Raw genomic sequence first — 23,489 nt, 5'->3', positions numbered from 1 at the left:
AATAGCAGGGGAAATGAATTTGAAACAGCAAGAGGATTAGAGAGATGAAAGGTCGGATGCAATGACGAGCGAAAAAGACATTTTAAAAAAGGAAAAAGAATTAGAAGCACGTCTGTCTAAGCTTCAGCAGATGGAACAGGAAATTAAGGCAAAAGAAAAGGCTGTGAAGCAGGCTGAAAAAGCCAAGAAACAGGTTATTTTGCGAATTGCGCCGTCTCTTTGGGAAGAAATCGCAAGGTGGGCGGAAGAGGATTTTCGCTCTATCAACGGGCAGATTGAGTTTATTTTGTCAAAAAGTGTGCAGGATAGGAAACACAAATAAGAGGATAAAAGCGGGCAGGAGTTTAAAAGTTTTCCGGCAAATAACATTTGACAATCCCTTTGGGATATGCTATGATAATTGAGTTAGACCGCTCGGAAAGGGTTTATTTTTCATACAAAGCGCATCTAGCGCTACCCGATAAGGCGAGACTGGATAGAGGAGGTAAGAACACAATGTACGCAGTAATTGAAACAGGCGGAAAGCAGTACAGAGTTCAGGAAGGCGATGTAGTAACCATCGAGAAGCTGAATGTAGAAGCTGGCGAGAAAATCGCATTTGACAAAGTACTGGTTTTAGCTGAAGAAGGAGACCTGAAGGTAGGTGCACCGTATGTAGAAGGTGCAGTTGTTTCTGGAGAAGTAGTAGAAAATGGCAAAGCTAAGAAAGTCATCATCTACAAATACAAGTCCAAGAAAGACTACAGAAAGAAACAGGGTCACAGACAGCCATACACTATGGTTAAGATTGAATCCTTAGGAGGCAAGAGCGCTCCGAAGGCAGCTCCTGCAGCACCAAAGGCAGAAGCAAAAGAAGAAGCTAAGGAAAAGAAAATTTCCGCTTCTATGAAGAAAGATGAATTAATTGCTTACGCAAAAGAACATGGTATTGAAGTCGATGAAAAGGCAACAAAAGCTGTTATCATCGAAACCATTGAAGCAGCGAAGTAATTTCCATTTTAGCCACAAATAGCAAGGAGGTGTCTGGACTATGGCAAGTAAAAAAGGAGTAGGTAGCTCTAAGAACGGTCGTGATTCCGAGTCGAAACGTTTAGGCGTTAAGAGAGGTGACGGTCAGTTCGTTAGCGCTGGCAGCATTTTGGTTAGACAGAGAGGTACTAAATTCCATCCTGGTAATAATGTAGGCATCGGCGGAGATGATACATTGTTTGCTAAGATTGAAGGTACTGTTAAGTTCGAAAGAAAAGACAAGACTAGAAAACAGGTTAGTGTTTATCCAAAAGAAGCTTAATTTTTAAGTAAGATTTAAGAATCGTGGAATTTGAACGATTTTAAGAACGGATAGGAGTAGTTAGGAAGAGAAAAAGTATGTCATTCATACAGTATTCCTACACTACTCCTATATTCTTTCTTACATCAAAAACTAAGAAACAGGGGATATTGCTAAAGTGGACAAAGATTTATTTTTTGTCAATTTTGTCAACGTTTTTCTAATAAAACTGTGACAGAATTGACAGATTCTCAGAAATTTGTCCAATTTAGCAATATATGATACACTAAGCAGACGAATTTTGAACGAAAGAGAAAACAGTAAAGGAGGCTTTGACATGTTTGTAGATAGAGCCAAAATATTCATAAAATCAGGGAAAGGCGGCAACGGATGCGTATCCTTTCGTAGAGAGCCCTTTGTACCGGAAGGCGGTCCTGACGGTGGAGACGGCGGCAAGGGCGGCGATGTAATCTTTCAGGCGGATAGAAACTTAAGAACGCTAATGGATTTTCGCTACAAGAGAAAATACGAGGCGGAAAATGGTCAGGACGGTATGAAGAAAAAGCGGTACGGAAAAAACGGGGAAAACCTGATTATTAAAGTGCCGATGGGTACTGTGATTATTGACGGGGAAACCGGTCTTGTGATGAAGGATTTGGTGGAAGACGGCGAAAATTTTATAGCGGCAAAAGGCGGAAAAGGCGGAAAAGGAAACACCCACTTCAAGAATTCAGTACGTCAGGCGCCGAATTTTGCGGAAGCGGGCGGTTTTGCTAAGGAAAGAAGCGTTATTCTTGAAATGAAGATGATTGCTGATGTGGGGCTTGTGGGTTTTCCGAATGTTGGAAAATCAAGCCTTCTGGCGACGGCAACCAGTGCACAGCCGAAGATTGAAAACTATCATTTTACCACCATTGCACCGAACCTGGGTGTAGTAGAAATCTTTGATACCAGTTTTGTTATGGCGGATATTGCCGGCATTATTGAAGGTGCACATCAGGGACTGGGTTTGGGGCTGAAATTCCTAAAACACATTGAAAGAACCAAGGTTTTGATTCATGTGGTAGACGCGTCTGGCAGCGAAGGAAGAAATCCTATCGAAGACTTTGATAAAATCAACAACGAGCTGCTTAAGTACAGCGAAAAGGTAGCGAACAAGCCAATGCTGGTAGCAGCAAACAAGATGGATATGACCAGCGAAGACGATCCTGCATACATTGAGTTTAAAGAGTATGTGGAGGAAAAGGGATACAGGGTATTCCCAATTTGTGCGCCGATTAACGTGGGTGTTCATGAGCTCATGTCGGCAGCCCTGGAAGAACTGAAAAAAGCGGCACTTAATTCGCAGGACGAGGACGAATACGAATATTTTGACTTTGAAACCGATGATAAAGACCCGAACTTCAAAGAAATTTATGCTTCGAAAGAGGGTAATGTTTACGTGCTTACCGGAAAACAGCTTCAGAAAATTTTTGATTCCACAAACTTTAATGATATGGGTTCTCTTCGATATCTCTATAAATATATTGAAAAGAATGGTGCCATTGAAAAGCTTTTGGAAATGGGCCTGAGCGAAGGCGATACCATTCGGCTCTTCGACTATGAGTTTGAGTATTGGGACGAATACTAAAACGAGTTATATTCTTCACCTCTATATAATACTTTATATAGAGGTGATTTTATGAACAAGAAGAAACTCTACTGCCAGGTGACAGCTTGTCTTTTGATTTTGACGGCAGCTTCCTATGGCGGAGAAATAAAGAACGAGACGTTTGCTAAGTATTATGAAAAAGCAAAAGCTATGGTGATGTATCAGATGTCCATGGAAGATGTCAAAAGCGCTGCGGTATCGGTATCTACAGCACTTTCCGGTGCACCAGACAAAGTGGTTTCAGCCGTTGCGAAGATTAACGAGACGTCTAAATACGGCGTGCCCATTGACGAAAAATCTGACGAGCAGATAAAGCAGGTTCATGCAGTAGCAGGCGGCGTTGTGACCGCTTCAGGAAAGGATAAAGAGAAAGGGCTTTACGTAGAAATTCGTCACGAGGACGGAACTTCTATTTACGGCAATTTAGAAGAAATCAGCGTGGTAGAATCAGAGCGCGTTCAGAGAGGGGAAATTATTGGAAGCTATAATACGCAAAATGAAAAAGAATTTTATTATGAACTCTCGGAAAATCTGTGATATACTAATAGCTGAAAGGCTGGTATAATTATGACAAAACGAATTACAGAGAAAGAATGTGAGGCGCTGTATGCGAAATATAAAACGCCTCCCCATGTAATCAGACATTGTAAGGCTGTCAGCAGGGTGGCGCGAGAAATCGGAAAACAGATGAATCTTCACGGCGCCCAGCTTGATTTAGATTTAATAGAAGGGGCTGGACTTGCCCACGACGTGGCAAGAACCAGCGATAAGCATTGGGAAATTGGCGCAGATATTTTGGATGGTCTTGGCTATCATGCAGAAGCAAATATCGTTCGCGTCCATATGACTTACGATTTTCACGACTTTAAAGAAATTGACGAAACGGATTTAGTCTGCCTTGGCGACCGCCTTGTCAAGGAAGATCAGTATGTGGGTCTTGATGAGCGAATCGATTATATCCTGCATAAAGCGCCGGACGAACCGGCAGTGCACGACAGAATTTTAAAGAAAAAAGAACAGACCAGACAGTTGATGAAACAAATCGAGGCTTTGATTGGACAGAGTATCGACAGCCTGTTTGAGTAAGTGAAAGGAACCGCAGAAAATGAACTTGACTGAAACTTTGAACCATCTGCTGAAACAGGTGGAAAAGCCTGCCAGATATATCGGCAACGAAATTAATATGATTCGAAAGAAGCCGGACAGCGTAAAGGCGCGCCTTGCCTTTGCATTTCCGGATTTATATGAAATCGGCATGTCCTATATGGGACTATCGATTCTTTACAATATTATAAATAAAGACGATGAACTGGCGTGCGAGCGAGTTTTTGCGCCAGCACCGGACATGGAAGCGCTCATGCGGGAGATGGACGTGCCTCTCTTTACGCTGGAGAACAAGACGCCAGTAAGAGAGATGGATTTTCTGGGCTTCACTCTGCAGTATGAGATGTCCTTTACAACCATTCTTAACATGCTGGAGCTTGGGAATATTCCGCTTTTAGCAGCGGAGCGCACCGAGGAAGATCCGCTTATTATTGCAGGCGGCCCTTGTGCGTATAACCCGGAACCGCTGGCTGATTTTGTAGATATTTTCTTAATTGGTGACGGTGAAAAAAGTTTGCCGCTACTTTTGAAAAAGTATGGCAGAGCAAAAGAATCGGGCATGGACAAAACATCGTTTTTAAAGGAAATTGCAGGAGATACAGGCGTTTATATTCCGTCTTTTTACAAAGCAATCTACAACGAAGACGGCACGGTGAACTCCTACGAGAAAAACTTTGAGGGCGCACCGGACAAGGTGCAGCGCTGTATTTTACCTGATATTGAAGATGTTGATTTTCCAACGAATCCGATGGTGCCGCTGATGGAAACGGTGCATGACAGAAGTGTAGTAGAAACCTTTCGGGGCTGTACCCGCGGCTGCAGATTTTGTCAGGCAGGCATGATTTACAGACCAGTGCGTGAGCGTTCCAAAGACAAGATTATGGACCTTGCTATGAAACAGCTAACAAACAGCGGACATGAGGAGCTTTCTCTTTTATCTTTGTCTACCAGTGATTATTCGGCTTTTGAACCTCTTGCCATCGAACTGATGAGAAAATGTAAGGAACAGAACGTTTCACTGTCTCTGCCTTCTCTGAGACTGGATAGCTTTTCTTTTCAGGTGCTCGAGGAGATTCAAGGGTATAAGAAGTCGGGATTGACCTTTGCGCCGGAAGCCGGTACGCAGAGACTTCGTGACGTCATCAACAAAGGTATTACCGAAGAAGATATTTACAGCGCTGTGGAGCAGGCTATTGAGCTGGGTTGGAAGCACATCAAGCTGTATTTTATGATTGGACTGCCGACGGAAACTGACGAAGATTTGGACGGCATCGCAGAGATTGCCAGAAAGGTCGTACAGCTTCACCGCGACTCAGGTAAGGGCGGTCGTTTTACAGTAACGGTCAGCGTTTCTAACTTTGTGCCAAAGGCGCATACTCCGTTCCAGTGGGCACCACAGAATACGACGGAAGAATTTACCCGCAAACATAATTATCTGAGCGGAAAGCTGAAAATCAAGGGCGTTACTTTTAACTATCACGATGACGCTGTCAGCACTTTTGAGGCGGGTTTTGCCAGAGGCGATAGAAAGCTAGGAAAATTACTCCTTGCTGCCCATAACGAAGGCTGCCGTCTGGATGGCTGGTCTGAACATTTCAGTTTAGAAAAATGGAACCGTGCGGTTGAAAAAAGCGGCACTGATATGGATTTTTATACCACGAGAGCCCGCCGGTTTGATGAAATCTTGCCATGGGATATCGTAGATGCTGCAGTTTCCAAGAAATTCCTGATTTCTGAGGCCGAAAAAGCTGAAAAGGAAACCACAACGAAGGACTGCAGATACGGCTGCGCAGGCTGTGGTATTAACAGCAGAGTAGAGTGCAAATGGGGAGGTATTTATGCGTAAATATGTGATTCAGTTTTCAAAAGAAGGCTACATAAAGTATACTTCGCATTTGGACATGCTGCGACTTTTTAAACGCACATTTAAAAAGTGCGGCATAGCTATGGCATACTCTCAGGGGTTTAACCCGCACCCGAAGATGGGCTTTGCACAGCCCCTTTCTTTAGGCTATACCAGTCGCTGCGAGCTTTTGGAGTTTGAGACGACGGTGAACTATGAACCACAGGAAATAGCTGAAATGCTGCGTAAGGTCATGCCGGAGGGTGTAGAAATTTTTTCCTGTGACTACGACCGCTCAAATGCAAAGTCTTTGGCTGCAGCAACAGAAGCAGCAGAATATCTGGTTCAGTTTCCCGTAGCTTGTGATAAAGCGAAGCACGAAGAACTTTTGGTGTCATACTTAGCTCAGGAAAAAATCTTTGCTGAAAAAAGGCAGAAGAAAACTAAGAAAATGGTGACGGTGGATATCCGCCCCAAAATTCGCTCTATTGAGCTGGCAGATGGAGAAAATTTGGCGCTGTCTATGATTCTTGACTGCGGTAGCACATCCAATTTAAGTCCGGAACAGGTCATCTCTTCCTTTGTGGAATTTGCTAGGCTTGATGTGCCTCGCTATGAGATCGAGGTAGAACGGAAAGAGATTTTCTTTGGATGATTTGGAATAAAATAGAATAATTTCCTTGACTTTCCATTTTTCTTCGGGTATGATAGAAGAAAATAGGAAAGGGGAAGCAAGATGGAACAACTAAAACTTTACTTGCGAATATTTAAGGAACACAAAAAAATATTTCAGATAACGGCAATGATTGCGATTGTAATCATTGCTGTTTTAGTTTTTGGACAGTATGGGGAAAAGGACGAATTTTCCGAACAATTCACTGAAGATAACGGACTGACAGTAGAAGAGGACGGCGCATCAGGCGGTGAAATGGATAAAGGCGAAAATCAGGCAGAGTCTGCAGAAAGCGCAAAGATTTATGTAGATATCGGTGGTGAAGTCAGAAATCCGGGTGTTTATGCAGTAGTCGAGGGGACTCGACTCTTTGAAGTGATTAAAGTTGCAGGTGGTTTGACGGATGAGGCTTTTACTGAGCAGATTAATCAGGCAGAGGTGGTAGTTGACGGACAGAAGGTCGTTATTCCATCGTTTGAGGATAACAACGGCACTGCAGCTTTTGGGAGTAGCGGAAATATAGGCGGCACAGGAGAGCCAGCAGCCCTCGGAAAGGATAGTCAGGGACGAATCAACATCAACTTAGCAGACAGCAGTGTTTTGCAGGAAATTCCGGGTGTTGGCCCTGCTACGGCGGAGAAAATCATCGCTTACCGGGAAGAAAACGGTAAATTTTCTCAAATTGAAGACATAAAAATGGTCAGCGGCATTGGAAATAAGACATTTCAAAAGATGAAAGATAAAATTACTGTATAAGCTTTTCTTTCTCTGGCAATAATATCCGCTAAGAGGTGATGAAATGTTTAGCCAGAAAAAGAAAAACCATACATGGATTTATGCATGCGCTGTGCTTATCGTTGCGATTTTCGCTGTGGTGGTGCTCATTGCAGCGCTGACAGGAAAGGAAAGTGAAGAAGAAGCGCTGAAAGCGAACCTTGAAAGCAGAGTAGGTGAAGATGTCGCTAAAGCGGCAGATCCGGGAGATTCAGCGCCGACGTTAGATGATGAGAAGGATAACAATGATGACAATGATGATGTAGCAGGCGAGGACAAAGATGAACCGCAGAATCATGAAAAAGATACACCAAGTCAGTTTTATCAGTCATATTATTTGATTAAATACGATAAAGATGTTATAAAGATTTTTTTCTCTGATGAGACGGGACACCTGATTGAACTGGAGGATACGACTATTGTATATGAAACTTTATCGACTCAGGATCAAAACCGGTTCAAGGAAGGAATTAAGGTCGAAAACAGAGATGATTTGAATCGATTAATGATGGATTATGAGAGTTGATGGTATGTTAAATGAAAAATTGAAAAAGTGTATCTGGTTGTTTATCGGTATAACAGCTGTTGTTCTTTGTACTGGAGTCCTTTTTCCTCAGCAGCTTTCTGTACTGACAGGGGGGCATAGCGTGGTTAGCGAGCGGGTGCTGATTCCTGGTGGACAGTCTGTGGGGATTCAGATGGATGTAAAAGGGGCGCTCATTGTAGGTGTTGAGAAAAAGATAGGTCCCGAGGTTGGTGACATGATTGTTGCAGTGAACGGGCAGAAAGTGGATGGACCTGATGATGTTAACAGAGTTGTATCAGGAAGCGGAAAAGCTGTGCAGCTGACGGTCATTAGAAATAATAAATCTATGGACTTCTCGGTAACTCCCTATTATGACAAGGCAAGCAGAGAATACAAGCTGGGACTTTGGATTAAAGAAAAAATTGCAGGCATTGGAACACTTAGCTTTTATGATCCAAAGACAGGCAGCTTTGCAGCGCTGGGTCACGGAATTTATGAAGCCGAGACTGGTATGCTGCTGGAAACCAGAACGGGAAGTCTTTTGCACACTAGGGTCAGTCAGATTAAGGCAGGAGAAAAAGGTGTGCCGGGGGAAATTGGCGGTGTAATCTATGATTTTCAAAATCCGCTTGGAGAAATTATGAAAAACACTGAGTTCGGTATCTATGGGAAAGGTGATGATCCCCAGGATTTTGACTTGGATCATCCCATGGTGATGGCGTATCAGGAAGAAATCGAAGAGGGTAAGGCGTACATTCTTACAACCATTGATGAAACGAAGGTAGAGCAGTTTGAAATTGAAATTACGAAGGTGAAAAACCAGAATAAAGCAGATAGTAAAGGTCTTGAATTTGAGGTGACTGATAAAAAATTATTGGAAACCTGTGGAGGAATTGTCCAGGGCATGAGCGGAAGTCCAATTATACAAAATAACCGAATAATCGGTGCGGTTACCCATGTTTTCGTAAATAACCCTAAGAAGGGTTACGGCATTTTCGTAGAATGGATGGTGGAACAGACCGAAAAATCATGAGACCTGTCGAATATCCGATAAAATCCCTACAAATTGCGGTAAAATTGATGCACACAAACGCAAAATATGTTGTAAAATTTTATAGGCAGGGCAACCTCACCAAAGAGACAGTGCGCAGGTCTTTTTGTGGAAAAGAAGAAAGAACGAGGCATATGCCCGGGAAGGATTACATTATGGGAAAAATTAAGTTAGGATTAGTAGATGATAACAAGGAATTTTGTGAAGCAATGCAAGACTACTTCGCACGCCAGATGGATATGGAAGTAATTTTTATTGCACATGACGGTCTTGGTGCCATTGAACAGATTCAAAAGGAAGAAGTAGATGTGCTGATTTTAGATTTGATTATGCCGCATCTGGATGGAATCGGTGTTTTGGAAACGCTGAATACTGTGGAACTGAAAAAATATCCGAGAGTCATTATGGTATCAGCCATTGGACAGGATATCATGATTCAAAGGGCTGTTTCTCTCGGTGCGGAATACTATTTGGTGAAACCTATTAACATGGATATTCTTTCAAAGCGCATCAGACAGGTTATGAATAAGGATACAGTGCTCAAACGCAACTTTGCAGGACAACAGAATCTAAAGAAATCGACGATTTATAAAGATATACTAAAAGAAAACGACTTAGAAATTGAAATTACTAATCTGATTCATGAAATCGGTGTGCCTGCGCACATCAAGGGCTATCAGTATCTCAGAGATGCGATTACCATCGTTGTGGAAGATATGGACATACTCAGTGCTGTGACGAAAGAACTTTATCCGACCATTGCAAAAATGAATGATACTACGCCTAGTAGAGTAGAGCGAGCTATCAGACATGCCATCGAAGTAGCGTGGAACCGTGGAAGAATTGAGACCATCGATGCCTTATTTGGTTACACCGTCAAGAATGACAAAGGCAAGCCAACCAATTCAGAGTTCATCGCAATCATTGCAGACAAGCTGAGACTAGAACGGAAAGTTGGCTAGAAAACTCCTTGCAGTCCCTCTTCATAAATGTTATGATAAAGGAACGGAGGAGACAGTTTATGATTACAGAAGCACAGATTCAGAGAATTAACGAGCTTGCGAGGAAATCAAAGACCGAGGCAGGATTGACAGAAGCAGAGAAAGAAGAACAGCAGCTTTTGCGCAAGCAGTACATCGAAGCCTTTAAGGCTAACCTGCGTTCCCAGCTCGATAATATCGAGTTTGTCGACGAAAAATAGCGGCAAAGGCAGCAGGCACGTAATTTTATACAGAAAAACAAAGAATGAGAGCAGGATTTTACAAATTTTGCTCTCTTTTTGTTGTAAGATATCTCTATAGATAGTACAAGCTTCAGTTCGCTTTAGCTTAAACAACAGGGGGTATTTATGAAAAAGGTATACGTATTTCAAATCTGTGCGCTACTTTTGATTTTTCTCACGGCGGGAGTCATTATAAAGCCGCAAAGCGATGACAAAATCATGGAAAGCCAGATTCAGTCGAGGATTGAAATTTTGAACAAGTATTATGACGGCAGTTGGGATTACGACAGGACAGAGACGGCCCTTGAGAAAGTGGAGAAAGGGCATCTGCTGAAGACAGATACGGCTCTGATGAAAGATTATGAGCTGACCGATATGGAGCAGGTGACAGAATATGATGTGAGTGTAATTTCTTCTCGCACAACAAGGTATAATATGGTAAAATGTACAGTGAAAATTGATTATACCATGTACGGTCAGCAGGGAAAGCGAAAGGAGTCTCACAAATACCTGTTTACAGGGGAAAAAGAAAAGAAAAAAATTCGCCTTTCCGGAATGCAAATAATTTAAAATTACCGTTTGAATCTGTAAATTTTTTGGTATAATATATTAGTAGAATCGAAAAAGTGAAAGGAGTAGCTTTTATGAGACAAGTATATTTAGACTATTCAGCAACAACTCCGGTAAAAGAAGAAGTATTGCAAGAGATGATACCATATTTTACAGAGCAGTTTGGAAATCCTTCCAGCCTTTATACTATGGGGCTCACATCTAAGGAAGCTGTGGATAAGGCAAGAAGCCAGGTTGCTGCATTAATCGGAGCTGATTCAAAAGAGATATATTTTACTGGCTGCGGCAGTGAAGCTGACAACTGGGCAGTATTTGGCACAGTGGATAAGTTTAAAGAAAAAGGCAATCACATTATTACAACCAGAATTGAGCACCACGCAATGCTCCATTCCTGCGAGTTTTTAGAAAAGAACGGCTATAAGGTTACATACCTTGAGGTAGAGCCTGACGGTACAGTAAAGCCAGAGAACTTAGAGGCTGCTATTACCGATCAGACCATTTTAATCAGCATTATGATGGTAAACAACGAAGTGGGAACCATCGAGCCGATTAAAGAACTGGCGGCAATCGCAAAGAAGCATGGGATTTTGTTCCATACCGACGCAGTGCAGGCGCTTGCTAATGTGCCAATCGACGTAAAGGATTTGGGCGTGGATATGCTCAGCGTATCTGCGCATAAGATTTATGGGCCGAAGGGAATTGGCGCACTTTACATTCGCAAAGGGCTGCGCATTTCCAATTACATGCATGGCGGAGCTCAGGAAATGGGAAGACGTGCAGGAACCGAAAATCTGGCAGGGATTGTTGGCTTTGGAAAAGCGGCTGAGCTTGCAAAAATCAATATGGAAGAACATATTGCGCACTGCAGCCAGCTTCGTGATTATCTCATAGACAGAATTACCAGGGAGATTCCTGATACCTTTGTCAACGGTACTATGGAGCATAGACACCCGGGTAATGCCAATATTACTTTCAAGTACATTGAAGGGGAGTCCATTTTACTTCTGCTGGACTATAAGGGAGTTTCCGTTTCCACCGGCTCAGCATGTTCCTCCAAGTCACTGGAGCCGTCTCACGTGCTGACTGCGCTGGGAGTTCCGGTAGAAATGGTGCACGGTACGGTGCGTTTTACCGTAGGAGACTTTACAACAAAAGAAGACATTGATTATACAGTAGAATCATTGAACGAAATCGTAGAAAAATTGAGAGCGCTGTCTCCTGTAAACAGCGAGAAAGGTTGGTAATCACATGGGCTTATATAACGATACAGTCATGGATCATTTCATGAATCCGAGAAACGTAGGGGAACTGGAAAATCCTGATGGAACAGGCACTTACGGAAGTCCTGTCTGCGGCGACATGATGCAGATTCAAATCAAAGTAGAAAACGATGTAATCACAGACGCAAAATTCAAAACGTTTGGCTGCGGCAGCGCTATCGCTTCTTCCAGTATGGCAACTTCCATGATAATCGGAAAAACGATTGATGAGGCGCTTGAAATCAGCAATAAGCAGATTATCGAAGAACTGGGCGGTCTTCCTGCCGTAAAGGTACATTGCTCTGTTCTTGCGGATCATGCTATCAAGTCAGCAATCTATGACTATGCTGAGAAAAACGGTAAAACCTACAAGGGCTTAGAAGGTTTTGACCCGAATGCAGATGAGGACGATCATGACCACATTATCGAAGAATAAAATTGTACTGGGTCTTTCCGGCGGCGTGGACAGCACGACCGCCGCTTTGCTGTTAAAGGATCAGGGCTTTGAGGTGATTGGATTTTATTTTGACGTGATGGGAGATAATGCAGATGGAAAGCGTGCGGCGGAAGAACTGGCTGAAAAGATGGAAATTCCTCTTCATATTATGGATGTATCTGAAGAATTCTCCAAATCAGTCATAGATAATTTTTGCAGTCAGTACGCCTGTGGCAGAACACCGAATCCCTGTGTTGTCTGCAATCCGGCAATCAAGTTTAAAAAGCTTCTTGAAATTGCAGATAGGGAGAACGCTTACTATATTGCGACTGGTCACTATGTCGGTGTTACTAAAGACGACACGTCAGGAATTTACTATATTCAAAAAGGCTCCAGTGAGAAAAAAGACCAGTCCTATATGCTTTACAGGCTGGGTCAGCAGGTGCTGTCGAGATTGATTTTGCCTCTCGCTGATATGAAGGATAAAGATACCGTTCGCAGGTTGGCAAGAGAAAATGATATGCCTAATGCCCAAGCAGCTGACAGTCAGGAAATTTGCTTTATTGACGAAGAAAAAGAAGACTATGTATCTTTTATGGAGGCGCGCGGTTTTGCTTGCTCAAAAGGGCATTTTGTGGATGCAGAAGGGAAGATTCTCGGTGAACATCAGGGAATCAATAGGTATACTGTTGGACAGCGAAAAGGTCTTGGCATCGCCCTGGGCAAACCGGTATTTGTTACAAAAATTGACAAAGAAAAGAATCAAGTAGTTTTGGGCGACAATGCGGATTTGTTTCATACAGAAGTTGTCTCCGCTGAAAACTTTTTTACAGAAACAGGCTGCGGGGAAATCCCTGAAAGGCTTTTGGAAAAACAAGGCATTACAGCTAAAATTCGCTATGCGGCAAAACCTGCTCCCGCTGTTTTACATAAAACGTGTGACGGCAGAGTCGTGACCGTCTTTGAACAGCCACAGAGAGCTGCGACACCGGGGCAGTCCATCGTCTTTTATGACGGCGACCGGGTCGTTGGCGGCGGATTTATTGAGCCGTATTAAATAACAGCAGAATCTGCTACACATATTCACTTTACATCCATGCCATACTAAGTTTATAAAACTAGGAAAAGGGGTGTGAAGAGATGAACAAATTTGTCAAAGACGCAGCAATGCTTGCTGCTGCCGGTGCTGCAGGATTTTGCGCATACAAGTGGATGTCTCCGTCTGACAAGGATAAGATTTCCAGGGACATGCGACGCACTGTGGAAGACATGGGTGATGTAAAAACAGACGTCAGCCGCATGGCAAGCACAATTAAAGACACATTTTAACGATGAAAGAAAGGAAGTCCCTAGATAAGTAGGTGGGAATTTCTAAAGTAACAGAAAGTGACGTGAGAGAAAGAGAGATTCTTGCGTCACTTTTTCTTTTTTTGCCTTATCTTTTCGCATGATTTCAGAGTATTTATTATTATCAAAATATCTATCATGACAATTATTTTAATTTAAATTAATATGAAGGCTCGGATCACTTTTCGAGTCAAGGTTAATTTGCTTGTAGCGGTTACTTCCATTTTTAGTTTTATGTAATTGATTTATGCGGAAAAGAATGATAAAATCTCTTTAACAATGAAATTTCAACAGATTTCAATAACTCTACGATTCGTCGATTGCATTTTGCAGAAATTGTACTATATTTAAATTAAACAGCATGAATGTGAGAAAGGAGGTTTAAATGGATGGGAAGAGATTCGGAAAATTTATTGCAGAGAGAAGAAAAGCAAAAGGGTGGACACAGGTAATGCTTGCAAAGAAAATTTGTGTGACAGACAAAGCTGTCTCTAAATGGGAACGAGGAGTAGGATTTCCTGACATTAAAACGTTAGAACCTTTGGCATCTGCATTGGATATAAGTTTGAGCGAGCTGATGTATGGTGAAAAACTGGAGAAAATAACTTCCACACATAAACTAGACGAAGTTGTTTCTAATACTATTGATTTGGCTGTTTACCAAAGTGAGATTCACATGCGAAACATGCTAATTGGTATATCAATTACAGCTTTTTTACTGGTGACACTTTTTTTATTAGATTTAGAAAATGGTGTGGGAACATTCTTCTTTATTTGCTTACCATTACTTATATCACTTCTCGGAATCGCAATCATCTGTATTGGTGTACAACGCAAAAAAAGAGATTGCAAATGGAAATGGCATTTTATATTAGGGGGAATACTGGCTTTATTTCCGATAGAATGCTATGTATTAATTTTAATAATTGTTGCATTATGATTCAAAACGAGCAGTCTTATGAAAAGGTATTATTAGTGATACACAAATGCAAAAAGCAGCAATTACAAAAGCTGTAGTAAGAGCTAGCCTAGCGATGGCAGCAGAAGATGCAAGAACGTTATTGGGTTATACTACTGCGAGTGCATGCCTAGAACACTCTTTGCAGGATAATCCTGTAGATGTATCAATCACATCGACAGACCCAATTTCTACTCAAGTTAAAAACTCTAGCGCTTGTAAGGAAATCATTAGTGAATTCAAGTCTTATATGAAAGGTAAAAAACTGTCAGCACGAACGACTAGCGGAAGTACAGCTTTAAATAGTTCGCATGATTTAACTTTAGCTTTTAATAAGGTTAGCTATGTGGCGTCGGGTACGAAAAATAGTAAAGGTGTATGGACATTAAAAATCAAATTCAAGGACACTTATGACTTTGACTGTGATAAGTGGACAAATGTAAAAGGGTTCAGAGCGGCTACTATTAATGGATTAAATAGCTACGGGAAATATGCACAATCAATTGGAGCAGTAGTTCCATATAAAATTCAAATTGAAGTAAGAGCTACATTTTCTGAATAACGTGTAAAACATAATTGCAAAAACACACGCAGCTTTGAAAACTGCGTGTGTTTTGTACTTTAGGTCATTATTAATGTCTTGGCTGCGGTCTTCTCGGCGGTTCGCAAGGGTTGCAGTCACATGGCGGCGGACACGGCTCGCATGGTTCGCAGCACGGTTCACACGGTTCGCATGGGTCACAGCAGGCCGGCTTGCAATCGCATGGATCACAGCATGGATCACAAGACTCTGCCTGTGGCTGCGTGCTGCCTGCATTATTTCCTGAAATGGTTCCAGGGAACAGACTTGGGAAAGTTGTGCAGATGGCATTTTGCTGCAGAGGTGCATCGACGTAACCGGTGGTAAGAACGCAAAGCTGTACCGGTACGACAATTTTCTTTTCACAGGTTAGACAAATGGCAACGATAAGATTTCCGGAAATCTGTCCATTGCAGTCCACGTTCAGATCTCTGCCGCAGTTGTTGGTTGCAAGACGTGCTTCACAGGCGGAATTGCAGAACTCCGTAAAGCGAGGCAGGAAAGCGGTGTCGATAGAAGATGGCATGCAAATTTCAAAGAAGTTGGTCAGTACCATAGGCTGGTTTTGTGAAGCAATGCATACTTCAGTGCAGACAGTGAAACAGGTTTCGTTGTTACAGCTGTCGCAAAGAAGTAAATCCAGCTCGATAATAATATTACCAGAAATAGCAACGCATTGCGTGCCGAATACCGGAGTGCCCATGCACTGCTCATCACAGTCAGAGCTTTCCGCATACATAATCCGCTCGGAATATGTACCATCTGCACCAACCACATTCAGGAAATTGCCCTGTCTGTCTTTTAGGAAAGTAGCGCCGGAAATGCCGGTATCTACATCCAGAGAAAGGTTTCTTGGGTCATCAACATTATCTGGGATAAAAACTCGCTTACACCTGATATCTATGACACGTTTAATTCTGTGTCCGGGTGGAAGACACGGCTGGAAAGTCTGCTCATTAAAAGTTTTCATTCCCTGCAGATTGAATTTTACTGCGTCGAAAACCTGCTGCACGTAGATGGGAGCAGTGACAACGCTGCTCATATCGCCGTCGAACTCACACAAATTATTGGCATTACAACAATTCTGATAGAGGTCCGGTGTTACTCTTGTTCCAAAGCAACTCATAAAATTACCTCCTTGTAGGTTATATAATCTTTCTAGATAAGTATATGATTTGGTCGCGTTTTGTGTTACAATTAAAAAAATGATGGTGAAACGCACATAGCAATATATGCGCAAGGGGAAGAAAAGGAACATAAATGGATAACAATTTGGAAAAAGAGACACAGCCAAGGGATAGCAAAGAGCGGACAGAACAAAAAGAGGCAGGCAGATTTAAAGTTAATCTGGCGATTTATCTGGGCGTCTTTCTGGTATTTGCGTTAATTATATTAGTGACCGGTATTTTAGGTCAGGCCTTTGGCAAAACAGTAGAAAATATTGCCTTGATTGGCATTGCTATTATACTGGTACTATTACTAATTCAGTCGAAAAGGAGTTAATACGATGGTAATTACAAAAGAATTAAATTCTAAAGTCAGAGTAGTGATGGAACAGATTCCATATGTGCAGTCTGTTGCCATTGGAATTTGGGTAAAGGCAGGTGCAGTAGACGAAGAAGCAAAATATGCGGGTATTTCTCATTTTATCGAACATATGATGTTCAAAGGCACTGAGAACAGAACAGCGAAACAGATTGCTGCAGATATTGATAAAATCGGCGGTCAGATTAATGCGTTTACAGGCAAAGAAGCAACCTGCTATTATGTAAAAGCGATTTACAGCAATTATAAGCAGGCGGCTGACGTAATTGTCGATATGCTGTCTTCTTCGCTCTTTGACAAGGCGGAAATGGATAGAGAACGTCAAGTCATCTGCGAGGAAATCAAAATGACTCAGGATGCGCCCGATGATTTGGCTCATGATACCATCACTTCTATGGTGTTTAAAGGTTCCGCCCTGGGAAATTCAATTATCGGAACCCCGGCTTCGTTGGAGAATATTTCAAGAGATGTCATTAAAGATTATTTTAACAGTGAATACACGCGAGACCATATTGTAATTTCTGTAGCTGGAAATTTTGAACCGGATGATGTATGCGCTTACTTCGATGACAAGTTGACTGGTTTGAAAGAATCTAAACCAGAAAAAGAAAGCACTGTTTCTGTCTACACACCAGCGTACAAAGTAATTACCAAGGACATCGAGCAGTCCCATATTTGTCTTGCCGTAAAAGGATTGCCATTGAATGACAGCAGATACTATGCGTTCTCTATCCTGAATAATATTCTGGGTGGCAGCATGAGCTCCAGGCTCTTTCAGAATATCAGAGAGCAGAAAGGCCTTGCTTATTCAGTTTACTCTATGGCAGGCTCTTTCAAAAACGATGGCTATTTTAATATTTATGCCGGTGTCAGCCATGACAAAATCAAAGAAGCCATTGGTGGAATCAGGGAGGAGCTTGCTGAGATTGCAGCTCATGGAGTGACAGAGGAGGAACTGGAATCTTCCAGAGAACAGCTGAAAGCTTCCTATATCTTTGGTCAGGAAAACGTGGCAGGTCACATGTTTAAAAATGGTAAGAATCTGCTTTTGGGGAATCCAATTCTAACTGGAGAAGAGGTCATAGCAGGGTTTAATGCGGTTACTATAGATGATATTGAGAGCGTGAAAAGCTTAATTTGTGACTTTGAAACCTATTCTGCAGCAGCAGTTACCAGAGACGAGGTAAATCTGAAAGGATTTATGGGCAGATAATTTGCGGCGAAAGGAATACTACAAATGAAAATAAAAATGATTTCAGAAAGCGGAAGGCTTCCGAGGTATGAGACAGCAGGCTCTGCAGGATTTGACATCGCTGCTCATTTGAAGGAGCCCATTACTCTGCAGCCAGGAGAAAGGAGCCTGATTCCAACGGGAATTTATATGGAAATTCCGCTTGGATATGAAGCGCAGGTTCGGGCAAGGAGCGGACTTTCTATCAAGAATGGAATCGGTCTTGTCAATGGAATTGGTACCATCGACAGCGACTACAGGGGCGAAATAAAGGTACCGCTGATTAACTGGGGGCAGGAAGCCTTTACAGTAACAGACGGGCTTAGAATTGCCCAGGTTGTGATTTGTAAATATGAACAGGCGGAGCTTGTTCCGGCAGAAACACTTTCAGAAACTGAAAGGGGTGCCGGCGGCTTTGGACATACAGGAGTATAAAGATGTTACATCGTGAAGATTTAGAGAAAAAAGAAGAATTGCTGGCACCGGGAGCCAGTCGCTCTGGCAAATCTAAAGGACGGGATGTTTTTGAAGAGCCTTGCAAATTCCGGACGGAATTTCAGAGAGACAGAGATAGAATTATCCATTCCAAGTCTTTCCGCAGGCTAATGCACAAGACTCAGGTGTTTCTTTCGCCGGAGGGAGACCATTACAGAACTCGTTTGACTCACACTTTAGAGGTGTCTCAGGTTGCACGTACTATCGCAAGAAGCCTGGGTCTCAACGAGGACTTAACAGAAGCAATTGCTATGGGACATGATCTTGGGCATACTCCTTTTGGGCACAATGGAGAAATGGTTCTCAATGATGTGCATCCAGGCGGTTTTAGACACAATGAGCAAAGCCTTCGGGTGGTGGAAGTGCTGGAATCTACCCCAAGCAGAAAAGGCATGAATTTGACCTTTGAAGTGAAAGACGGCATACTAAATCACACAGGAAGTCTTCCAGCGGCGACCTTAGAAGGGCAGATTGTAAAGATCAGTGACAGGATTGCCTACATAAATCACGATATTGACGATGCCGTGCGAAGCGGAGTCATCACTTTGGAGGATTTGCCAAAGGATGCAATCGCCATGTTTGGAAAGGGTCACAGAGAAAGGATTGACTGCATGGTTTCCAACGTGGTGTCCTTTAGTGATGGTAGAGACAAGGTTTCCATGGACGAGGAACATGGTGCGCAGCTTAACCTGTTGCGTAATTTTATGTTTGAAAATGTTTACAGAAGCCAGCGGGTTAAGAAAGAAGAAGATCTGGCAAAAGTAGAGGTTGTTATCAGTTCTCTTTACAATTATTTTCTGCAATATCCGGAAAAACTTCCGGAGGATCACGCACAGCTTCTTGACTGTGATGATATCCACGTTGTAGTAAAAGATTACGTGGCTGGCATGACCGACCGGTATGCACTAAATCTTTACGCTGATTTGTTCGTGCCGAGAGGGTGGAAATAATAACTGATTAAATTTTAGTGTTGCTTTTGCTTGTGGGATAAAGTATAATCTTACTAGGATGTTTCGGGATGTATGGAGGAATAACGTGAGATATATTGGAAGCAAAGTAGCATTGTTAGACAGCATTGAATATGTAATCAAAGAAAATACATCAGGAAACGAGAAAATTTTTTGTGACTTGTTTTCAGGAACAGCATCTGTAGCAAAGCATTTTAAAAATAAATATGAAGTGATTTCTAATGATTTTATGTATTTTTCCTATGTGTTGCAAAAGGCAACAATAGAGAACAACCATATTCCTGATTTTAAAAAATTAAAGAAGATTGGCATTCAAGATCCTTTTAAATTTTTAGAGGAATCAACTTGTAATAAGGTTGAAGAAAACTATTTTATTACGAGGAATTATTCCCCATATGGCGAAACTCATCGCATGTATGTATCAGTGCAAAATGCAATACGAATAGACTATATTCGCTCGACTATAGAAGCATGGAAAAACGAAAATTTATTGAATCAGGATGAGTATTTTTATTTATTAGCAAGTCTTATTGAAGGTGTACCTTTTGTTTCGAATATTACAGGAACATATGGGGCATATTTGAAGAACTGGGATAAACGGGCATACAAAAATTTTGAAATGATAAGACTGGATGTTGAGAATAACGGTCATAGAAATAAATGCTATAATAGAGATGCAAGTGAGTTGATATTAGAGATAAGCGGAGATATTTTATACTTGGATCCACCTTATAATTCTAGGCAGTATGCGCCAAATTATCACTTGTTAGAGACGATTTCAAGATATGATGCGCCAAAGATAAAGGGCGTAACAGGGATGCGCAATTACGACAAGCAAAAATCTGCCTTCTGTATAAAAAAAGATGTGGCGAATGCTTTTGAAGATATTATGAAAAAGGCTGACTTTGAGCATATTGTTTTGAGTTACAGCAGCGAAGGCATCATGAGCTTTTCAGAGATAGAAGAAATAATGAAAAAGTATGGCATTGCAGAAACATATAAAAAATACAATATACAATACAGAAAGTATAAGAGTAAAATAAATAACGAAGAAAAAATTTTGTATGAATATCTTTTTTATATAAGGAAAGAAGTGCAGCGAGAAAAACCAATGCTTATTGCGGAGAACACAATCTCCTATAATTACAAAAGCAGAATGAAACCTTCCAATAAAAACAAAAAATTTATTAAAAGTCCATTGAATTATATCGGTGGAAAATACAAACTATTGCCACAGATTATGCCTTTGTTTCCTAAAGATATCAATCTTTTCATTGACTTGTTTTCCGGCGGGGGTAATGTGGGGATTAATGCAGAAGCGGATAAAATTCTGTGTAATGATATAAATACAAAAATTATTGAGTTATTCAATACATTTAAAAACAGAAGCACAGAAGAAGTATTAAAACAGATTGATTTAAACATACAAAAATATTCACTTTCAAAAACCAATGAGGAAGGTTTTTTGAGATTTAGAAAGGATTACAATAAAACACCGGATCCGATAGATTTGTACACATTGACCTGTTACTCTTTTAATTACCAGTTCAGATTCAATAATAGCCATGAATACAATAATCCTTTTGGGAGAAATAGAAGTCAGTTTTCTGAAAGAATGAGGAATAATTTGATTTCAGTTATGAATCGAATTAGAGAGATTGATATTATATTTTCTAGTAAGGATTTTATGGAATTGGACTTAACAACCCTTGGCCCGCAAGATTTTGTCTACTGTGATCCACCTTATTTAATAACAACGGGAAGTTATAATGATGGAAATCGAGGATTTAAAGACTGGGGAGAAGAAGAAGAGGCTGATTTGTATAATTTATTAGATTACCTGAATAAAAAAAATATTAAATTTGCTCTTTCTAATGTGTTATCTCATAAGGGTCAAATTAACAAAAGTTTATTAGAATGGAGTAAAAAATATCATGTAATTCATTTAAATTACAACTATATAAATTCCAGCTATAATACGAAGAGAGGAGAAAGCGACGAAGTTTTAATTATTAATTATTAACTTCTTGCGCAAAGATATGATTCATATAATACCTACACAAAATATAAAATTCAGAACTTTTGGCTGGGTACAGGATCCAAGTGATTTTAGAAGTTTATGTGATATAGTAGCGATTTTTGACAATATGTCAGAGAAACATTTTGAGCTGAAGACACAGATTATTCCATCTCTAATAGAAGAGCGAGATGGGAAATCTCGTTTTATTGAGGTGCTTAATTCAGAACCATTATGCATCAAATATGCAGATTTAGTTGGAACTTCTTTCTCTCCTAGAAGCATTGCTCGTTGCAATGGGATAATACAGGCATCCATACCAGGACAAAAAAGAGATTTTATCGGAGATTGGCCAGCAGATAATTTTGTGCGCTGGGCGCATGCGTTAGGATTTATTCAGTACGATTATCAGACAGATACATTCGCTATTTCAGATAGTGGTTTAAGACTGTCTCAAGCAAGAACAGCAGGAGAAGAACTAAACGAACAGGAAAATGAAATTCTTCTTACAGCTGTTTTGTCTTATCCTCCAGCTGTGCGTGTTTTAAAGCTATTAGCGGAAGATGAAAATACACATTTAACAAAATTTGAACTTGGAAGCAAATTGGGATTTATTGGAGAAGATGGATTTACTAGCCTTCCTCAGTCTATTTTAATCAGAACACTTGCAATGACAAAATCAAATAAAGAAAAAAATAAAATGAAAACCGACTGGGATGGCTCTTCTGATAAATATGCGAGGATGATTTCAAAATGGCTGGAAAAACTTGGTTTGGTGATGCAGGTTCCCAAACAGGTTTCGGTAAATGTTAACGGACAGGAATTTAGTGAAACTATTGGACAGGCGTACATGATTTCGGCAAAGGGTAGTTCTGCATTGAATCGCGTAGTAGGGCGAAGCAGACATCACAGAATATCAAAAAATGTTTATTATGAGATGATGGCTACGAAGGGAAATGACAGGGAATTATTACGAACTCGCAGAACGCTCGTTCTAAAGGCGATTATGGAAAAAGGAGACTATATTTGTGCATATGAAATTAAAGATTATTTAGCGTTATATAATATAGCTGTTGCAGTTGAAACCATTCAAGATGATGTACGAGGATTAATCAATATTGGATTAAATATTATCATAGACGAAGATGAATTTCTTTGGAATGATAATATCAATGATTTTATTTTACCATTGAATCAAGATTTAACCCGAACAGATTTGTTAGATGTGAAAGAAGAACTTCGTGAGAAACTTACACATCTTTCTCATGAGTATCTGGCATTAATTGATTTAGCCTATGATTCAAGACAGCATAGACTGTTTGAAATGAAAACGATGGAATTGCTGATTGAAGAATGTGGTTATCAGGGAGATCATCTAGGAGGTTCAAGAAGACCAGACGGAATATGCTATACCCATAATCTATATGAAAATTATGGAATTATTATAGATACGAAAGCTTATAAGGATGGATATAACTTGCCAATCACTCAAGCAGACGAAATGGAGCGCTATATTGGCGATAATGCCATACGCGATACTCAAAGAAATCCGAACAAATGGTGGGAGCATTTTTCACAGGACATCCGATTATTCTATTTTATGTTCATTTCCGGTCATTTTAAAGGGCAATATCAGGATAAAATAAATCTCTTGGAATTAAACACCGGAGTTTGCGGTGCTGCAATAGATATAAAGAAATTGTTGTTAACCGTTAATTATTATAAAGCGGGGATAATATCTCATGAGGATATTGCGAGCGATTTTTTTCAGACAACAAATGATGAGGCGGATAATAGTTAGACAGCAATTAAATAACCAGTAATAAAGTACTGTTTACTGAGAATTATTTTGATATTTTGCTAAAAATTTGTCAAGAGTTTTTTAAAAAAAAGGTCAATTGCCAAGGTGAATTCCAGTTTGCCTAAGTAAATGTCAGGTACGCAAGAGTGGAGGATGTAAAAAGCTATG

Annotated in this window: 26 protein-coding genes and 1 pseudogene; 26 read left to right on the top strand and 1 reads right to left on the bottom strand. The window is 40.8% G+C overall.

From position 1 onward, the window contains the following. The first annotated feature begins 61 nt into the window (after window positions 1–61). The 20 genes and pseudogenes from NFR88_RS07015 (at window position 62) to NFR88_RS06920 (ending at window position 15,246) form a co-directional block, all read left to right on the top strand. Window positions 62–322, top strand: a complete 261-nt coding sequence (locus NFR88_RS07015; RefSeq protein WP_307726236.1) for a type II toxin-antitoxin system antitoxin — start codon at window positions 62–64, stop codon at window positions 320–322. A gap of 173 nt (window positions 323–495) precedes the next feature. Beyond that, a pseudogene (rplU, locus tag NFR88_RS15215) lies at window positions 496–798 on the top strand (50S ribosomal protein L21); the annotation flags it as partial. Between the two features lie 232 nt (window positions 799–1,030). Next, complete coding sequence (gene rpmA, locus NFR88_RS07005; protein ID WP_148491958.1) at window positions 1,031–1,291, top strand: 50S ribosomal protein L27; 261 nt, start codon at window positions 1,031–1,033, stop codon at window positions 1,289–1,291. 316 nt (window positions 1,292–1,607) lie between these two features. Continuing rightward, complete coding sequence (obgE, locus tag NFR88_RS07000; RefSeq protein WP_251614480.1) at window positions 1,608–2,900, top strand: GTPase ObgE; 1,293 nt, start codon at window positions 1,608–1,610, stop codon at window positions 2,898–2,900. Window positions 2,901–2,951: 51 nt separating this feature from the next. Then, window positions 2,952–3,458, top strand: coding sequence for a M23 family metallopeptidase (locus NFR88_RS06995; RefSeq protein WP_160201374.1), 507 nt, complete (start codon window positions 2,952–2,954; stop codon window positions 3,456–3,458). Window positions 3,459–3,488: 30 nt separating this feature from the next. Then, window positions 3,489–4,007 (top strand): HD domain-containing protein, encoded by a 519-nt coding sequence (locus tag NFR88_RS06990; protein WP_161908470.1) that lies wholly within the window; start codon window positions 3,489–3,491, stop codon window positions 4,005–4,007. Between the two features lie 19 nt (window positions 4,008–4,026). Continuing rightward, complete coding sequence (locus tag NFR88_RS06985; protein WP_251614477.1) at window positions 4,027–5,871, top strand: TIGR03960 family B12-binding radical SAM protein; 1,845 nt, start codon at window positions 4,027–4,029, stop codon at window positions 5,869–5,871. Beyond that, complete coding sequence (locus NFR88_RS06980) at window positions 5,864–6,523, top strand: TIGR03936 family radical SAM-associated protein (RefSeq protein ID WP_251614474.1); 660 nt, start codon at window positions 5,864–5,866, stop codon at window positions 6,521–6,523. Before NFR88_RS06985 ends, NFR88_RS06980 begins: the two co-directional genes overlap by 8 nt. 81 nt (window positions 6,524–6,604) lie before the next feature. After that, on the top strand, window positions 6,605–7,297 hold the full coding sequence (locus tag NFR88_RS06975; protein WP_160201378.1) for a ComEA family DNA-binding protein: 693 nt from the start codon (window positions 6,605–6,607) through the stop codon (window positions 7,295–7,297). A gap of 43 nt (window positions 7,298–7,340) precedes the next feature. Continuing rightward, a complete protein-coding gene (locus NFR88_RS06970) occupies window positions 7,341–7,841 on the top strand; it encodes a hypothetical protein (protein ID WP_251614471.1) in 501 nt (166 codons plus the stop codon). A 4-nt stretch (window positions 7,842–7,845) separates the two neighbouring features. After that, window positions 7,846–8,874, top strand: a complete 1,029-nt coding sequence (gene spoIVB, locus NFR88_RS06965) for a SpoIVB peptidase (protein WP_160201380.1) — start codon at window positions 7,846–7,848, stop codon at window positions 8,872–8,874. A gap of 173 nt (window positions 8,875–9,047) precedes the next feature. Continuing rightward, window positions 9,048–9,854: a sporulation transcription factor Spo0A gene (gene spo0A / locus NFR88_RS06960; RefSeq protein WP_160201381.1), complete on the top strand. Its 807-nt coding sequence runs from the start codon at window positions 9,048–9,050 to the stop codon at window positions 9,852–9,854. Window positions 9,855–9,913: 59 nt separating this feature from the next. Further along, window positions 9,914–10,093 carry a DUF896 domain-containing protein gene (locus NFR88_RS06955; protein WP_201759535.1) on the top strand — a complete coding sequence of 60 codons (180 nt, stop codon included), beginning with the start codon at window positions 9,914–9,916 and terminating at the stop codon, window positions 10,091–10,093. A gap of 147 nt (window positions 10,094–10,240) precedes the next feature. Next, window positions 10,241–10,684 (top strand): hypothetical protein, encoded by a 444-nt coding sequence (locus NFR88_RS06950; protein ID WP_160201382.1) that lies wholly within the window; start codon window positions 10,241–10,243, stop codon window positions 10,682–10,684. A 74-nt stretch (window positions 10,685–10,758) separates the two neighbouring features. Further along, the gene (nifS, locus tag NFR88_RS06945; RefSeq protein ID WP_160201383.1) at window positions 10,759–11,928 is read left to right on the top strand and encodes a cysteine desulfurase NifS; all 1,170 of its coding nucleotides are present in this window, start codon (window positions 10,759–10,761) and stop codon (window positions 11,926–11,928) included. 4 nt (window positions 11,929–11,932) lie between these two features. Further along, window positions 11,933–12,379, top strand: a complete 447-nt coding sequence (gene nifU / locus NFR88_RS06940) for a Fe-S cluster assembly scaffold protein NifU (protein ID WP_160201384.1) — start codon at window positions 11,933–11,935, stop codon at window positions 12,377–12,379. Continuing rightward, window positions 12,357–13,436 (top strand): tRNA 2-thiouridine(34) synthase MnmA, encoded by a 1,080-nt coding sequence (mnmA, locus tag NFR88_RS06935; protein ID WP_160201385.1) that lies wholly within the window; start codon window positions 12,357–12,359, stop codon window positions 13,434–13,436. Before nifU ends, mnmA begins: the two co-directional genes overlap by 23 nt. Window positions 13,437–13,519: 83 nt before the next feature. After that, complete coding sequence (locus NFR88_RS06930) at window positions 13,520–13,708, top strand: hypothetical protein (protein ID WP_160201386.1); 189 nt, start codon at window positions 13,520–13,522, stop codon at window positions 13,706–13,708. A gap of 403 nt (window positions 13,709–14,111) precedes the next feature. Continuing rightward, window positions 14,112–14,666: a helix-turn-helix domain-containing protein gene (locus NFR88_RS06925; RefSeq protein WP_251614468.1), complete on the top strand. Its 555-nt coding sequence runs from the start codon at window positions 14,112–14,114 to the stop codon at window positions 14,664–14,666. A gap of 46 nt (window positions 14,667–14,712) precedes the next feature. Beyond that, window positions 14,713–15,246: a hypothetical protein gene (locus tag NFR88_RS06920; protein ID WP_251614465.1), complete on the top strand. Its 534-nt coding sequence runs from the start codon at window positions 14,713–14,715 to the stop codon at window positions 15,244–15,246. A 70-nt stretch (window positions 15,247–15,316) separates the two neighbouring features. On the opposite strand, the gene NFR88_RS06915 is transcribed toward NFR88_RS06920, so the two are convergent. After that, window positions 15,317–16,390 carry a hypothetical protein gene (locus tag NFR88_RS06915; RefSeq protein ID WP_160201389.1) on the bottom strand — a complete coding sequence of 358 codons (1,074 nt, stop codon included), beginning with the start codon at window positions 16,388–16,390 and terminating at the stop codon, window positions 15,317–15,319. A gap of 134 nt (window positions 16,391–16,524) precedes the next feature. Here NFR88_RS06915 and NFR88_RS06910 point away from each other — a divergent pair, with 134 nt between their 5' ends. From NFR88_RS06910 to NFR88_RS06885, 6 genes are all read left to right on the top strand, one after another. Continuing rightward, window positions 16,525–16,767: a hypothetical protein gene (locus NFR88_RS06910; protein ID WP_160201390.1), complete on the top strand. Its 243-nt coding sequence runs from the start codon at window positions 16,525–16,527 to the stop codon at window positions 16,765–16,767. 4 nt (window positions 16,768–16,771) lie between these two features. Further along, entirely contained in the window at window positions 16,772–18,022 is a 1,251-nt protein-coding gene (locus tag NFR88_RS06905; RefSeq protein ID WP_160201391.1) for a M16 family metallopeptidase, read from the top strand. A gap of 24 nt (window positions 18,023–18,046) precedes the next feature. After that, complete coding sequence (dut, locus tag NFR88_RS06900; RefSeq protein ID WP_160201392.1) at window positions 18,047–18,475, top strand: dUTP diphosphatase; 429 nt, start codon at window positions 18,047–18,049, stop codon at window positions 18,473–18,475. Between the two features lie 2 nt (window positions 18,476–18,477). Further along, the gene (locus tag NFR88_RS06895) at window positions 18,478–19,485 is read left to right on the top strand and encodes a deoxyguanosinetriphosphate triphosphohydrolase (RefSeq protein WP_160201393.1); all 1,008 of its coding nucleotides are present in this window, start codon (window positions 18,478–18,480) and stop codon (window positions 19,483–19,485) included. 85 nt (window positions 19,486–19,570) lie between these two features. After that, window positions 19,571–21,526, top strand: a complete 1,956-nt coding sequence (locus NFR88_RS06890; RefSeq protein WP_251614462.1) for a Dam family site-specific DNA-(adenine-N6)-methyltransferase — start codon at window positions 19,571–19,573, stop codon at window positions 21,524–21,526. Between the two features lie 4 nt (window positions 21,527–21,530). After that, window positions 21,531–23,321 carry a restriction endonuclease FokI recognition domain-containing protein gene (locus NFR88_RS06885; RefSeq protein ID WP_251614459.1) on the top strand — a complete coding sequence of 597 codons (1,791 nt, stop codon included), beginning with the start codon at window positions 21,531–21,533 and terminating at the stop codon, window positions 23,319–23,321. The last annotated feature ends 168 nt before the right edge of the window (window positions 23,322–23,489 follow it).

It is taken from the genome of Senimuribacter intestinalis (assembly GCF_943192965.1).
GTDB lineage: Bacteria > Bacillota > Clostridia > Peptostreptococcales > Anaerovoracaceae > Senimuribacter > Senimuribacter intestinalis.
This window is presented reverse-complemented; position numbering and strand designations above follow the sequence as displayed.

What these genes read in the sequence shown, in the direction of transcription:
- NFR88_RS06930 (WP_160201386.1), top strand. Translation starts at nt 13,520, where the DNA reads ATGAACAAATTTGTCAAAGACGCAGCAATGCTTGCTGCTGCCGGTGCT.
- mnmA (WP_160201385.1), top strand. Translation starts at nt 12,357, where the DNA reads ATGACCACATTATCGAAGAATAAAATTGTACTGGGTCTTTCCGGCGGC.
- NFR88_RS06970 (WP_251614471.1), top strand. Translation starts at nt 7,341, where the DNA reads ATGTTTAGCCAGAAAAAGAAAAACCATACATGGATTTATGCATGCGCT.
- NFR88_RS06980 (WP_251614474.1), top strand. Translation starts at nt 5,864, where the DNA reads ATGCGTAAATATGTGATTCAGTTTTCAAAAGAAGGCTACATAAAGTAT.
- NFR88_RS06920 (WP_251614465.1), top strand. Translation starts at nt 14,713, where the DNA reads ATGCAAAAAGCAGCAATTACAAAAGCTGTAGTAAGAGCTAGCCTAGCG.
- NFR88_RS07015 (WP_307726236.1), top strand. Translation starts at nt 62, where the DNA reads ATGACGAGCGAAAAAGACATTTTAAAAAAGGAAAAAGAATTAGAAGCA.
- rpmA (WP_148491958.1), top strand. Translation starts at nt 1,031, where the DNA reads ATGGCAAGTAAAAAAGGAGTAGGTAGCTCTAAGAACGGTCGTGATTCC.
- obgE (WP_251614480.1), top strand. Translation starts at nt 1,608, where the DNA reads ATGTTTGTAGATAGAGCCAAAATATTCATAAAATCAGGGAAAGGCGGC.
- NFR88_RS06950 (WP_160201382.1), top strand. Translation starts at nt 10,241, where the DNA reads ATGAAAAAGGTATACGTATTTCAAATCTGTGCGCTACTTTTGATTTTT.
- NFR88_RS06910 (WP_160201390.1), top strand. Translation starts at nt 16,525, where the DNA reads ATGGATAACAATTTGGAAAAAGAGACACAGCCAAGGGATAGCAAAGAG.
- nifU (WP_160201384.1), top strand. Translation starts at nt 11,933, where the DNA reads ATGGGCTTATATAACGATACAGTCATGGATCATTTCATGAATCCGAGA.
- nifS (WP_160201383.1), top strand. Translation starts at nt 10,759, where the DNA reads ATGAGACAAGTATATTTAGACTATTCAGCAACAACTCCGGTAAAAGAA.
- NFR88_RS06975 (WP_160201378.1), top strand. Translation starts at nt 6,605, where the DNA reads ATGGAACAACTAAAACTTTACTTGCGAATATTTAAGGAACACAAAAAA.
- NFR88_RS06905 (WP_160201391.1), top strand. Translation starts at nt 16,772, where the DNA reads ATGGTAATTACAAAAGAATTAAATTCTAAAGTCAGAGTAGTGATGGAA.
- NFR88_RS06990 (WP_161908470.1), top strand. Translation starts at nt 3,489, where the DNA reads ATGACAAAACGAATTACAGAGAAAGAATGTGAGGCGCTGTATGCGAAA.
- NFR88_RS06955 (WP_201759535.1), top strand. Translation starts at nt 9,914, where the DNA reads ATGATTACAGAAGCACAGATTCAGAGAATTAACGAGCTTGCGAGGAAA.
- spoIVB (WP_160201380.1), top strand. Translation starts at nt 7,846, where the DNA reads ATGTTAAATGAAAAATTGAAAAAGTGTATCTGGTTGTTTATCGGTATA.
- NFR88_RS06995 (WP_160201374.1), top strand. Translation starts at nt 2,952, where the DNA reads ATGAACAAGAAGAAACTCTACTGCCAGGTGACAGCTTGTCTTTTGATT.
- NFR88_RS06985 (WP_251614477.1), top strand. Translation starts at nt 4,027, where the DNA reads ATGAACTTGACTGAAACTTTGAACCATCTGCTGAAACAGGTGGAAAAG.
- NFR88_RS06895 (WP_160201393.1), top strand. Translation starts at nt 18,478, where the DNA reads ATGTTACATCGTGAAGATTTAGAGAAAAAAGAAGAATTGCTGGCACCG.
- spo0A (WP_160201381.1), top strand. Translation starts at nt 9,048, where the DNA reads ATGGGAAAAATTAAGTTAGGATTAGTAGATGATAACAAGGAATTTTGT.
- dut (WP_160201392.1), top strand. Translation starts at nt 18,047, where the DNA reads ATGAAAATAAAAATGATTTCAGAAAGCGGAAGGCTTCCGAGGTATGAG.
- NFR88_RS06915 (WP_160201389.1), bottom strand. Translation starts at nt 16,390, where the DNA reads ATGAGTTGCTTTGGAACAAGAGTAACACCGGACCTCTATCAGAATTGT.
- NFR88_RS06925 (WP_251614468.1), top strand. Translation starts at nt 14,112, where the DNA reads ATGGATGGGAAGAGATTCGGAAAATTTATTGCAGAGAGAAGAAAAGCA.